This window comes from Sphingobacterium sp. ML3W, assembly GCF_000747525.1.
Lineage (GTDB): Bacteria > Bacteroidota > Bacteroidia > Sphingobacteriales > Sphingobacteriaceae > Sphingobacterium.
Genome location: NZ_CP009278.1, coordinates 3,166,851 through 3,180,058, shown reverse-complemented (window position 1 = coordinate 3,180,058; position 13,208 = coordinate 3,166,851). Strand labels below are relative to the sequence as shown.

Annotated in this window: 13 protein-coding genes; 4 read left to right on the top strand and 9 right to left on the bottom strand. The window is 37.5% G+C overall.

All coding sequences use genetic code 11. The features are described from left to right. Nucleotides 1–141: 141 nt before the first annotated feature. Genes KO02_RS13580 through KO02_RS13570 form a run of 3 tightly spaced genes read left to right on the top strand, consistent with a single transcriptional unit; the run spans nt 142 to nt 2,923 of the window. The gene (locus KO02_RS13580) at nt 142–1,287 is read left to right on the top strand and encodes an acyl-CoA dehydrogenase family protein (RefSeq protein ID WP_038699108.1); all 1,146 of its coding nucleotides are present in this window, start codon (nt 142–144) and stop codon (nt 1,285–1,287) included. After that, entirely contained in the window at nt 1,280–2,125 is an 846-nt protein-coding gene (locus tag KO02_RS13575) for a hydroxymethylglutaryl-CoA lyase (RefSeq protein ID WP_038699106.1), read from the top strand. Before KO02_RS13580 ends, KO02_RS13575 begins: the two co-directional genes overlap by 8 nt. A 12-nt stretch (nt 2,126–2,137) precedes the next feature. Beyond that, on the top strand, nt 2,138–2,923 hold the full coding sequence (locus KO02_RS13570; RefSeq protein WP_038699104.1) for an enoyl-CoA hydratase/isomerase family protein: 786 nt from the start codon (nt 2,138–2,140) through the stop codon (nt 2,921–2,923). An 8-nt stretch (nt 2,924–2,931) separates the two neighbouring features. Here the strand turns inward: KO02_RS13570 and KO02_RS13565 are convergent, their stop codons facing one another. The 8 genes from KO02_RS13565 to KO02_RS13530 all read right to left on the bottom strand — a co-directional run bounded on the left by KO02_RS13565 (nt 2,932) and on the right by KO02_RS13530 (nt 11,008). Then, entirely contained in the window at nt 2,932–3,399 is a 468-nt protein-coding gene (locus KO02_RS13565) for a hypothetical protein (RefSeq protein ID WP_038699102.1), read from the bottom strand. A 5-nt stretch (nt 3,400–3,404) separates the two neighbouring features. Beyond that, entirely contained in the window at nt 3,405–5,264 is a 1,860-nt protein-coding gene (locus tag KO02_RS13560) for a CocE/NonD family hydrolase (protein ID WP_038699100.1), read from the bottom strand. 142 nt (nt 5,265–5,406) lie between these two features. Then, nucleotides 5,407–6,660 (bottom strand): DEAD/DEAH box helicase, encoded by a 1,254-nt coding sequence (locus tag KO02_RS13555; protein WP_235212259.1) that lies wholly within the window; start codon nt 6,658–6,660, stop codon nt 5,407–5,409. Nucleotides 6,661–6,785: 125 nt separating this feature from the next. Next, nucleotides 6,786–7,793: an aspartate--ammonia ligase gene (gene asnA / locus KO02_RS13550; protein ID WP_038699096.1), complete on the bottom strand. Its 1,008-nt coding sequence runs from the start codon at nt 7,791–7,793 to the stop codon at nt 6,786–6,788. Nucleotides 7,794–8,074: 281 nt separating this feature from the next. Beyond that, the gene (locus KO02_RS13545) at nt 8,075–8,401 is read right to left on the bottom strand and encodes a HesB/IscA family protein (RefSeq protein ID WP_038699094.1); all 327 of its coding nucleotides are present in this window, start codon (nt 8,399–8,401) and stop codon (nt 8,075–8,077) included. A gap of 90 nt (nt 8,402–8,491) precedes the next feature. After that, a complete protein-coding gene (locus tag KO02_RS13540) occupies nt 8,492–9,676 on the bottom strand; it encodes a cysteine desulfurase family protein (protein WP_038699092.1) in 1,185 nt (394 codons plus the stop codon). Between the two features lie 25 nt (nt 9,677–9,701). Next, nucleotides 9,702–10,013 (bottom strand): DUF983 domain-containing protein, encoded by a 312-nt coding sequence (locus KO02_RS13535; protein WP_316929676.1) that lies wholly within the window; start codon nt 10,011–10,013, stop codon nt 9,702–9,704. Between the two features lie 125 nt (nt 10,014–10,138). Then, entirely contained in the window at nt 10,139–11,008 is an 870-nt protein-coding gene (locus KO02_RS13530; protein WP_038699088.1) for a helix-turn-helix domain-containing protein, read from the bottom strand. 136 nt (nt 11,009–11,144) lie between these two features. Between KO02_RS13530 and KO02_RS13525 the strand changes: the two genes are divergently transcribed. Further along, nucleotides 11,145–11,996: a mechanosensitive ion channel family protein gene (locus KO02_RS13525; protein WP_038699086.1), complete on the top strand. Its 852-nt coding sequence runs from the start codon at nt 11,145–11,147 to the stop codon at nt 11,994–11,996. A gap of 142 nt (nt 11,997–12,138) precedes the next feature. Here KO02_RS13525 and KO02_RS13520 read toward each other — a convergent pair whose 3' ends face one another. Beyond that, on the bottom strand, nt 12,139–13,110 hold the full coding sequence (locus KO02_RS13520; protein WP_038699084.1) for a 2-hydroxyacid dehydrogenase: 972 nt from the start codon (nt 13,108–13,110) through the stop codon (nt 12,139–12,141). Between the last annotated feature and the right edge of the window lie 98 nt (nt 13,111–13,208).

Sequence of the window (13,208 nt, the reverse complement as noted above, 5' to 3'; positions counted from 1 at the left end):
GATTTTAAGCTTGTCAAATTAAGGATTTGATAATATGTGATAAATTTAACATTATATTTTGAGTTTGTCTAAAAAAAGGTCTTATAATTTTGTTATTATTGTAAATAACAGAATTCCAATTATAAATTAAAGATAACATTTATGTTTATTGAAAATGAACAACAAATGATGATGATCCGCCAAAGTGCTCGAGACTTTGCAGAAATTCATATTCGTCCCTACATCATGGAATGGGATGAGTCACAAACATTCCCTGTGGCTTTATTTAAGAAATTAGGTGAGCATGGTTTTATGGGTATTATTGTTCCTGAAGCGTATGGTGGCTCTGGTTTTGGATATCAGGAGTACATTACTATTTTGGATGAGATCTCCAAAGTATGCGGTTCAATTGGCCTTTCGTTGGCAGCACATAATTCGTTGTGCACAAATCACATTTTAAGTTTTGCCAATGACAGCCAGAAACAAAAATATTTGCCCAAATTGGCGACCGGAGAATGGCTTGGTGCTTGGGGGCTTACAGAAACAGGTTCGGGGTCTGATGCTGGAGGTTTAGCTACGGTAGCGGTTCGAGATGGTGATTATTTTGTGCTTAATGGATCTAAAAACTTCATTACACATGCTATTAGTTCAGATGTGGCTGTTGTACTTGCTCGTACGGGTGACAAAGGTGATAAAAAAGGAGTTACTGCTTTTATTATCGAAAAGGGAACAGAAGGGTTCTCTGCCGGTAAGAAAGAAAACAAACTCGGTATGCGTGCTTCAGAAACAGCATGTCTCTTTTTTGACAATTGTCGTATTCATGAGGAGCAGATGATCGGTGAGGAAGGTCAGGGCTTTGTTCAGGCATTGAAATTGCTGGACGGTGGACGTATTTCAATTGCTGCATTATCGCTTGGTATAGCACGTGGCGCTTATGAATGTGCGTTGAAATATGCCAATGAGCGGGAGCAATTCAATCAGAAGATTTTTGAATTTCAAGCTGTGGGCTTTAAGCTTGCTGAAATGGCTACTGACATTGAGGCTGCGGAATTATTGACTCGTAAGGCGGGCTATATGAAGGATAAAGGAGAGCGTATTTCTAAAATCGGAGCGATGGCTAAGTTGTATGCTTCAGAAGCTGCGGTTTCCGTATCGAATGAGTCGGTGCAGATCTTTGGTGGTTATGGTTTTACAAAAGATTACCCTGCAGAGAAATTTTTTAGAGATGCAAAATTATGTACAATTGGGGAAGGCACTTCTAGTATTCAGAAGATGGTGATTTCCAGAGAGATTCAAAAAGATGCCTAAAAGAGAAGATATAATTTTGGTGGAATGCCCACGAGATGCCATTCAGGGTATATCGCGATTTATTCCGACGGAAAAAAAAGTGAAGTATTTAAATATGCTTTTGCAGAGTGAACTTTTCGATTGGCTTGATTGTGGGTCATTCGTATCGCCAAAGGCTGTTCCGCAGCTTGTAGATACGGAAGAAGTACTGGAACAGTTGTATCCATCTAATAAAACTAAATTATTGGCTATTGTTGCCAATGAACAAGGCGCTTCTCGTGCAGTGAAATCTGAAAATCTCACCTATTTGGGTTATCCCTTTTCGATATCAGAGGTTTTTCAACAACGCAATACAAATGCATCCATTGCGGATTCATTTGAACGTTTGAAAGGCATTGTGGAGATGGCCATGAGCCATCAAAAAGAAATGGTCGTCTATATTTCAATGGCTTTTGGAAATCCGTTTGGTGATGATTGGAGCAATGAGCTAGTTCTAGATTGGATGGGGAAAATTGCAGCGTTGGGTGTTGTCGAGTTCTCGTTCGCAGATACAACTTCTGAGGCTTCATTGTCGCAGATAACACAGCTCTTTGAACAGGCTATTTTACAATTTCCTGCCTTGAATATCGGTGCCCATTTTCATTCACCAAAGTGGAGTAGTCTTGAAAAAATTAATGCGGCTTACTTAGCAGGCTGTCGAAAATTTGATGGCGCTATTCTGGGGTTTGGTGGTTGTCCATTTGCAGAAGATGAATTGGTCGGTAACATTCCGACGGAAGATTTATTGGGCTATTTCGAAGGGAAATATGAGGATAAAATACTGACCTTAAGTAGTGAGTTTATTAAAATAATATCTTAAAATCAAGACTTTATGTATTCTGATGTAAATTATAGGTTTATAAAGAAAAGAATCGAAAATCATGTGTTTTACTTAACACTTGCACGTCCCGAAAAGCGTAATGCATTCACTGCGGCGATGATTGATGAGATTCATCATGCATTACAATTCGCAAATTCAGACCCTGAAATTCGGGTATTGGTATTAGATGCGGAAGGACCAATATTTTGCGCTGGGATGGATTTGAAAGCTTTTGAAAATCCAGTTTTTGAGGATCGGGTAAAAGCGATTCCGCATGTGAATTTATCATTGGGAGAAGTCATGTCTCAATTCAATAAACCATCGATCGCAGTCGTGCAAGGAGATGTTATTGCTGGAGGATTTCTGCTGCTTTTGGAATGTACTTATGTTTTTGCGCATTCGGCTGTGCAGTTCTCTTTGCCTGAGGTTCAGATCGGTTTATTTCCATTTCAGGTCTTAGTTGGCTTACTGAAACATTTACCTTATCATAAAGCTTTGGATATGTGTATCCAATCAGAGGTAATTACGGCGCAGGATATGAAGAGTATGGGCATCGTATATGAACTTTTAGACCAAAGGCCGGAGGTCTTGCCCGCTTTGTTTACTAAGCTATGTTCTGCGGCACCTTTAGCGGTTAAGATGGGCTTTGAGGCAGCTAAGCAATTGGGTGGTCTTAAATCGACTGAACAGTACGCTTTTTTACTTGAGCAATTAGAAAAATTGAGATCAAGTCATGACTTTAAGGAGGGTATGGCCGCGCGAGCGGAAAAAAGAACGCCTAATTGGAAAGGTGTATAATGTGAAGTTTAAAAAGCTCTAAAGCTAGGCCTGCTCGTTAATGGGGAGAATTCCCAAGGGATAGAAGTGAAGATAATAAACATAGCCCAAGCAGTGTAGATAAATATCGTTCTGAATTTATCTGCGCTGCTTTGTTTTTTAAGGGCTTTTATGTAGCCTATTGTAAATACGGTAATGCCAATGGTCATCATCGTGATATGCTCCATACCAAAGAAACGTACTTGACGCAATTTGATTGCTGTTTGGAAGTTTTCGATAAAATACTGTACAATCGGACTTTCTAAATAAAGGGTTAAGCCGATCATAAGTTGTAAGTAGAGTAGTATAATTGTTGCGATTTGTAGGCTATGGTCCAATTTGGTTACTTTATGTCCTTTTTTCCAGCCCCAATAGGCCGGCAATAAGAGCAGGATGATACAACAGATAATAATCCATCTGCTAGCGGAATGTAAGGCAAGAAAAAAGGGGTAAAGCATGCTACCTATTTTAAAATGGCAAATTGTATATAAGATGAATTATTGACGTCATGGAAAATGCGATGTGTAGCTTTCCGGTAGTCGCCTGCTGTTGCTTCATATCCTTCAAAAAACTGTTGTGGGTTTCGTTCTGCAAGCGGGAACCATGTGTTTTGTACTTGAAGCATGATACGATGTCCCTTTTTGAATGTGTGCGCAACATCTGGCATGGTATAATCAATTGCAGTTACAAAACCGGGCTGCATAGCTTCTGCTTTTTCAAATCCATTTCTGTATTTACCGGCCATAATTTCTCCACGCACCAACATTTGATAGCCGTCCATCACTTTGTTATTGAAAGAAGGGCTATTAGCAGGGTAGACATCTATCAATTTTACGACATAGTCGGCATCAGTTCCTGAGGTCGATACTTTAAGAAAGTTTTTAATAGGCCCTACTATTGTGAGATCCGCTGCCAGAGGCTCTGTTTGATATACCATTACGTCTGGTCTTGAAGAAGCAAACCGTTGGTCGTCAATCATGTATTCACGCGTTCTGCTTTCCATGATGCCTGCTTGGTAAGGTACTGGTTTATTGGGGTCGCTGACATATTCATCCCAAGAATCTGTGCGTTTTACCTGATCGAAACCGAGTTTTCCTTGGGGCTGTAAATAAAGCTTTTTATCCTCTACTTCCTGCGGGGGCCATTTTTCAAAAGCTTTCCACTGATTGCTACCGGTGATGAAGATGTTTGCTTCAGAAGCCTTAAAGTCACCTTTTCCTTTTAGGTAGTAGTTGAAGAAAGGTAATTCGAACTGCTCTTGATAGGTTACGCTGGTTTTTTGGTCGAATTGTATATCGCCGAAAGAACTTCCATCACCTCTTACCCAGCCACCGTGGAACCAAGGGCCTACTACTAGTATCGAATTGTTGTTTGGATTTTGTTTTTCGATTGTTTTATAGGTTTCAAATGTCCCATAGGTATCTTCTGCATCGAAAAATCCACCAACGATCATTACGGCAGGTTTTACATTTTTTACATGTGGTAATATCTCACGGTCTTTCCAAAACTGGTCATAATGGGGGTGCGCAAACACATCGTTCCAAAATTTAACCGAATCGGCGAAGTACTTATCTTTTAAATCCTTGGCTGTGCCGGCATCTAAATAAAATTGGTAAACATCTTTTGAAGGATACTGAAAAGTCTGTGGCGCTTGGTCTGGTGTAATTGGCTTGGGACGGGGGATACCAAAACTTGACATAAACTTGAATGCATCTCCGGTGAATAGAATACCATTGTGATGAAAATCATCACCCATATACCAATTTGTAACTGGGGCTTGAGGGGAAACGGCTTTTAGTGATGGATGTGTTTTGACAAGACTTACTGTGGAATAGAAGCCCGGATACGAAATTCCGTACATACCTGCTTTACCATTGTAGTTTTGTAAGTTTTTGCTTAGCCATTCTAATAAATCATAGGTATCGGTACTTTCATCAATTTCTCTTTTTCCTTTTTTTAAGTTTGTTGGTCTGATATCCTCAAAAGTTCCCTCGCTCATCCATTTACCGCGCACATCTTGATAAACAAAAATGTATCCTTCGGTTGTCATGGCTGGAAAATTACCTAAGCTTTCCTTGAATTTATCCTCGCCGTATGGTCCCACGGTATATGGGGTACGGTTCAATAAAACGGGATATTGCTGACTTTTATCCTTGGGGGTATAAATTGTAGTAAATAATTTTACTCCGTCGCGCATAGGGATTGCTATTTCTTTTTTCTCATAATGTTCTTTTACATAGTTTGGTTCGAGTGTTACTTGAGCCTTCACTTGAAGTGAGATGGTTATGAGGAAAACTGAAAAAATGATTAGTACTTTTTTCATGGTTTTAGATTAATGATTTGAAAGGACAAGATAAGCAAAAAGTCTAAAGTGATAAATGAAAAATACCAGATTAAAGATTGAAAAATCTAATCTGGTATTTTTTTAATAGGTGATAATTACCATTTTATGAAGAAGAAGGTTCTTAACTTCTTAAAATTCTAATCTTTTTTCCTTTAATTTTTCCTTGATTGGAGTATTTTAAGATAGTACTTACTAAAGAGCGTTTTACAGCAACGAATGACTCCCTGTCTTTGACCTCAATAATACCGACGTCATTTTTTTCAATCACGTCTAAATTCAATAGGAAACCAACGAGATCGACTTTGTTTACCTTATCTTTTTTACCTGCGGAAAAGTAAAGAGTAGCAAATTCCGAGTTTTTTGGCAAATCATATTCACCATCAATTTCTTCTATGGCAATATCATTAGCGACGTATGGATAGTCTTCATCCGGCTTTAAGATAATGAATACTTCTCCTTTTGCTTGCATACGAGCGGTTCTACCATTTCGGTGTGTAAAGTCGTCTTCTCTATAGGGTAACTGATAATGAATAATGGCATCAATCTCTGGTATGTCAAGTCCTCTGGCTGCAAGGTCAGTGGTGATTAAGATATGATTACTGTTATTCCTAAATTTCAATAGTGCCAACTCACGGTCACTTTGCTCAAGTCCACCATGGAAAACGTCGTGAATAATATCGCGATTTTGAAGTAATTCACTGATATGGTCCACTGCATCACGGTGATTACAGAAGATGAGTACCTTTTGATTACCTATTTTGCATAACAGTTGAAATAGTGCTTCTAGTTTTTTGTGAATAGGAGCAACTATTTTTCTAATGGTTAATGCCGGCGTGCTATGCGTATGGTTGAGAAAATTAACTTCTATAGACGAGGAAATCCCTGTGAATGTGGGTATTTCTTTCATTGCGGTAGCAGAGGTTAACATTCTTGTCTGTAAGCTTGTTAAGTGTTCGATAATAAAAGACATCTGTTCTTGAAATCCCAATTCTAAGGATTTGTCGAATTCGTCTAAAACCAGCGTTTTGATTTGTGTAGGGTCGAAATGTTTCCCTTCAAGGTGGTAAACAATACGTCCTGGTGTACCGATAAGTATAGCCGGTGGATTTTTTAAATTATTTCTCTCTGTTTTTGTATCATGACCACCGTAGCAACAGGTAATCTTAAAACCAGTGGCTACTCTTTTTAATACAGATTCGATTTGCAAAGCCAATTCGCGAGTAGGAACCAAGATCAAAGACTGAACGTCTGTAATGTCTTTATCCAATGTTTTCATCAAGGCTAGTGCAAAAGCTAATGTTTTTCCTGAGCCGGTTGGTGAAAGCAGGATGAGATTTTCTTTTTCTTGGAATTTTTCCATTACCTCTTTCTGCATTTCGTTTAGCGAAGAGATATGGAGTTTTTGTAATATGGCGTCTATTTGCATGTTACAAAAGTACATAAAGTATTACAAAAAAAAGGTCTGCTATCAGCAGACCTTTTTTTTGTAATCAAATTCGATTATAATAAATGAATTCCTTTTTCTTGTAGAGACTGTTTTTCTTGTTCGTCCCATATACTTACTTGAACTTCACCGATATGTGCTTTCTTTAGCATGAACATGCATACTCTTGACTGGCCAATACCACCGCCGATAGCGTCAGGTAACTCATCATTCAAAAGCATTTTGTGAAAAGATAATGTTGCACGTTCCGGATTATTTCTGATGGTAAGTTGTTTTTGTAAAGCTGCTTTATCGACACGGACACCCATAGATGACAATTCGAAAGCAGTCTTTAAAACCGTATTCCATACCAATATATCACCGTTGAGTCCATTGGTGCCATTGCCATTGTCTGTGCTCCAATCATCGTAATCTGCTGCACGACCATCATGAGGTTCGCCGTTTGAAAGAACACCACCAATGCCATAAATAAATACAGCACCACAGGCTTCAGCAATCGCATTTTCACGTTCTTTCGGGGTGAATGTAGGATATTTCTGTAATAAGTCTTCAGACGAAATAAAAGTGATTTCTTCTGGTAATACTGCTTTAATATCTGGATATTGACGTTCTACTTGTTTTTCGGTGAAACGTAATGCATCATATATTTTAAGTACCGTATCCTTTAAGATGGTAAAATTTCTTTGCTCTGCTGAAATGGTTTTCTCCCAATCCCACTGATCTACATAAATGGAGTGGATGGGTGTGTAATCTTCGTCAGGACGAAGGGCACGCATATCTGTCAATATTCCTTCACCTACTTCTAGTTCTAATTCTTTTAAGCGTAAACGTTTCCATTTAGCAAGTGAATGAACCACAACCGCTTTACGCTCTTGTAGTGATTTAATTGGGAAAGCAACGGGTCTCTCAATACCATTTAAATCATCGTTTATACCTGTACCATCTAAAACAACCAAAGGAGATGAGATAGGAATCAATCCTAAATTATTTCTAAGTTGTTGTGCAAAAGTATCCTTTACAAAACTAATCGCAACTTCAGTTTTTAATAACTTTCTTTTATCCATGAAATGTATATAATATCAAAAAATAGCCTCTTGGTTATCTATTTTTCATTTGTATCTGTAAAGAATTTGATTGAAGTCATCTTCAAAACAAATTCTGTTTTTTTCAATTTGCCTCAAAAATAACAATATTTCAGATATAACAAGGTATCGTTGGTAAATTTATTTACATCATGATATATTTTTGATGTGATGGCAAGAATTTACCATAATTGATGATATCTTATAAATAAGAAGGTCACCATATTCCTATGGTGACCTCATTTCTAATATGTTTATTTTCTTTAGACAGAAAAACTTTCTCCACAAGCGCAGGTTCTCGTTGCATTAGGATTGTGAAATTCAAATCCCTTGCCATCCAATCCATCGGAGTAATCAAGTTCTGTTCCCGCTAGATATAGGAATGACTTGATATCTAAACAAACTTTAACTCCATTATCTTCACAAAATTGGTCACCTTTTTTTTCTTCGTTGTCGAAATGTAAATTATAGCTTAAGCCAGAACAGCCTCCGCTTTCGACAGCAACACGAACAAAATAACTGCTGTCATATTTTTCAGTACTCATTATCTCATCAATTCGAGATTTTGCTTTGTCTGTAACGGTTACCATATCGCTGAATTATTATATTAATATTGAATGTTACAAATTACGATAACTTCTTTTTTATTTCCAATTTAAATGTGGTCGCAAATGTAATAATTAAGTAATAAGACCAGCTTGGAAGAGTTGCCAAATAGGGGAGTTTTCTCTAATCTTAGTGACAGCATATCTAACCAACCTGATAGTTGTCTCTATTTCCTCCATCGTACTGTAAATACTTAAACTAAATCGCACTGTAGCTAATGCATCTTCTTTGGTGACGCCCATTGCGAGAAGTACATGAGAAGGGTCTCTTGTACCGCTAACACAGGCCGAACCTGAGGACAATGCTAACTGCGGGCAACGTGTCATCAGCTCGCTGGCATGTATATGCCTAAAGCAAATGGAGGTTGTATTGGGTAGTCGTGATGTATTCTTTGCATGAATATATACTTCAGGTATGCTACTTAAAGATTCTTCTAAATAGACCCTTAAGGTTGTAATATATTCAGATTTTTCTAAGTTAAGAGACATTTGTGCTATTGCACTGCCTAATCCTATAATATTAGGCACATTGTATGTACCAGCTCGGAATCCATTTTCTTGTCCGCCACCTATAATGAGCGGATTGATTTGTATGGGTTTTGATTTACGGCGTAGGAATAGGGCTCCAATTCCTTTTGGACCATGTATTTTGTGAGCACTTAGGCATAATATATCAATTGGGATATGGTTAAGGTCCAGTGGAATTTTACCGATGTATTGTGTGGCGTCACAAAAATATAGCGTATCTTTTCTATTGCATATTGCTGCAATCTCGGCTATAGGGTGTATATATCCCGTCTCATTGTTTGCGGCCATAATGCACACCAAGATAGTCTCATCCGTAATATTGTCTTCTAGGTCGGTAAGTTTGATTTTTCCTGAACCATCAACATCTAGATAGGTAACAGATGCTCCTTCTTTTTCCAACTCCTGCAAGGTAGTGAGCACCGCCTTGTGTTCTGTCTTGACCGTGAGGATATGCTTGCCCTTGGATTGATAGTTCTTATAAATTCCTTTTAAAACGGTATTAATGGCTTCGGTAGCACCTGAATTGAAGAAAATTTCTTTTGTTTGGCAGTTTAATGCTTGTGCGACTTGCATACGCGCTTTTTCTATTGCAGCATTTGCTTCGCGCCCCATGCTATGGTGCATGCTGGAGGCATTTCCATAATTCTGGATAAAATAGGGAACCATGGTATCCCATACTTTATCCAGAATTTTAGTTGTTGCATTATTATCAAGATAAATTAAATCCTTCATATTATAAAGTTAAAGATTATCTGCTTTATAACGTGCGTGTTGTCGAATTGATCTCTTTTTTCTGAATATTTGGAACGTAACTCAAGCCCGGACTTAACCAATACATCAAAACGACTCTCGAATAACGATAATTGAATGGGCTTAAAATTAGCACACTTAAGAGTGCCACAGATGCATAAAGCCAAAATGAATCGTCATTTCCTGTTATTAGAAATGCCAGAAGGCAGGAAGATACCATTTCTGCAACTGTAAATGCGTAGCTCACAAACATAGAAACATAGAAATAGCCTGGTTCACGTTCATATCGTAAGCCACAGTAATCACAGTGTGTATTCATCTTCTGCGTCTTAAAGCCGTAAGTGTTTCCTGTGAAAATAGATCCTTTTCGACAGCGTGGGCAAAGTGCTTTAGAGGCGGCTTTAAATTCTGATAATTCGTAAGTAGTTTCCTTCTCTTTCATATCTAACTATTGTTTTTTCTGAATTCGTCGGGAGTCATTCCCGTTGCTTTTTTAAAAAATTTTGTAAAATAAGAGTTGTCATTAAAATTCAATTCAATAGCAATCTCATTGATGTTTAGGTTTTTGTTGACCAGTAATCTTTTCGCTTCAAGAAGTACACGATCCCTTATAATTTCACCTGCAGCACTACCAATGTAGGATTTGCATATCGCATTTAAATGATTGGGTGTGATAAATAATTGCTCCGCATAGGCTTTAGGCAATCTGATTTCTTTGAAACTTTTTTCCACTAATCGTAGATAGTTATGAAAAATGGTGTAATTATATGGATTACTTGTTTTTTCTGTTTTGGTACCATGCCATGATTCTATCCATAGTATGAGCTGTAACAGGGTCACACGGATTAAATCTGTGGCGGTTGTGTTTTGGTTTAATCTGTAAAAGGATTCAAATGTATTCAATGCTGCAGCTCGATGCGTTGCAGGAATTGTAAATACAATCTGGTCTTGCTGCCCACTTAAAAAGGAGAACCGACTTAGATAATCTGTTCTTAGTAAGAAGGATTGAAAGTATTCGGGGTCAAAGTTGACGACATAACCTTCTTCGTCACCGTTGAAATTCCAAGTATGAACCTGACCGGGTGCCATGAAATAGATTTGATACGGTTCTATTTCATATTTTTCAAAATCGATTAAATGATTGCCTGACCCTTTTGTGAAAAGTACAAAATGATAGAAATTGTGTTTATGAGGAAATACCATATTGTGATGCTTGGCGATGTAATCGGCAAGGTGATCGACAAATAGCGGACTGCTTGAATCATTATTAATCGAGCAGTTATCTAAAACAGGTATGGTACTTTTCTTTAACACTATACAAATTTACTTCAAAATACACATTAATATGTGTTTCAATTGTAGAATTAATGGTGTTTTTCAACGATTAACTATTTTATTGCCAGTTTATGACTCATTCCTTATATTTATAGGAAATAAAAACATTTACAAGATGAATAGATTAGAAACAAGTCTAGAAAAATTATTGGATGTCGTCCTCTTAAAAACTCCAAGTATAATTACTGCGATTATTATCTTGATAATAGGTAATTATGTCGTAAAGTTCTTACTTAACGTTATTAGTAAACGCTTTGAAAAAAGGAATGTTGACTTGTCGATACGTGGATTCGTCATGAGTATATTACGTGTTGTATTTTATGCCTTATTGTTCTTAACTGTAGCAAGTACTATGGGCATTGAGACAACTTCTTTTATTGCTGCTTTATCAGCATTTGGTTTGGCAGCAGGTCTGGCATTGCAGGGGAGTTTAAGTAATTTTGCTGGTGGTATTTTGATTCTATTGTTTAGACCTTTTGAAGTGGGAGATTATGTGAGCAGTAGTAATAATACTTCAGGTACAGTGGAAAGGATAGATATATTGTACACGACATTAATTGCGGCTGATGGTGTTCGAGTATTTAGTCCAAACGGTCCATTGGCGAACTCTATTATTCAAAATTATACTAAAATTACCAATAGACAGTTTGAATATACTGTTGGCATTTCTTATGATGCCAATATTAAGGAGGCACGTGAAATTATTCAGAATGTGTTAAATGCCGATCCTCGTATTTTGAAGACTCCTGCTGTTGATGTATTTGTGAAAGATTTAGGTGATAGTTCTGTTAACCTGACCATTCGTGCTTGGGCAAAGAAAGAAGATTATTGGCCAGCAAGAAATGAAAATCAAGAGGTCATAAAAAATGCCTTAGATAAACATAATATTGGTATTCCATATCCACAGACAGAAATGCGAATCATTTCGGATGATAATGGAGGTCCAGACCGTATCATGAAATCTTAATCGAGTGACCGAATTAAAACAAAGTACCGATAGGCTAGAATTGCCTGTTGGTATTTTGTTAGTTTTGATGGGTCCTTCTTGGAATAACGTGGTAAAATCATTTTGTTGATTTTATTGAGTAGTTTGTAAAATTTTTTCATTTTCATCGGATTTCCTTGTTCAGTAGTTGTGGCATTTCTCTTTGATTGGCAACTGAGATTAAATTATGGGCTGCCATCATGGCCATATTTGTTCTTGCTTCAACGGTAGCCGAACCAATATGGGGCAGGACTGCTACATTTGGTAAGCTGAGTAACGGATTATCGCTAGACATAGGTTCTGGATTGGTGACATCTAGTCCCGCGCCCCATATATGACCATTCGTCAATGCGTCATATAAATCTTGTTCTTGATGCAATCCCCCCCGTGCTGTATTGATAAATATGGCTGTATCCTTCATTTTATTGAAAGCATTTTTGTTGAATTTGTTTTTAGTTTCTGGTGAAAGGTTTGCATGTATAGACAGTACATCGCTCTGGGCCAATAAATCTTCATAATTCACGTACTTTGCATTTAAAATACTTTTAGCAGCGTCGTTTGGGTGTCTGTTATGGTAGATAATATCCATGTTGTAGGCTGCTTTTGCTTTTCGAGCTAGTTCAAAACCAATTCGACCAAGCCCAAATATGCCTAAGGTTTTACCATCCAATTCTATTCCGAGGTGATCTGTTAATTCAAAATCTTTCCATTCATTATTAATAATCTTTTTGTGCATGTAGAAAGCTTTTCTTGCCACTGCTATCATCAATAGAAAAGCTACATCAGCAGTTGCATTGGATAATACGTCAGGTGTATTGCTTACGGGGATGCCTCGTTTGGTCGCCTCGTGCAAGTCAACGCTATCATATCCGGCACTCATTAAAGCGATGCCTTTTAGATGTGGGCAAGCGTCAAAGAAAGCCTTATTCAGAAGGTTGTGTCCTGCGGCAAATAAGAAGTCCACTTTTTGACAAGATTCAATTAGATTTACTTGTGCGATATTTCCTGCTTCGCTGCGGTAATTTATTGTAAAACCCGCTGCTTGTAAACTATCAATTGCAATTTGTGGAATTTTTCTGCAGACAAAAACTTTCATAATGCTGATTTCAAATTATCGTATTATCAAACTTAGATAAATTTGCTTACATGTACATCATAATCTGGAGAAAAGTAATTCAACATTTTTAATCGTTT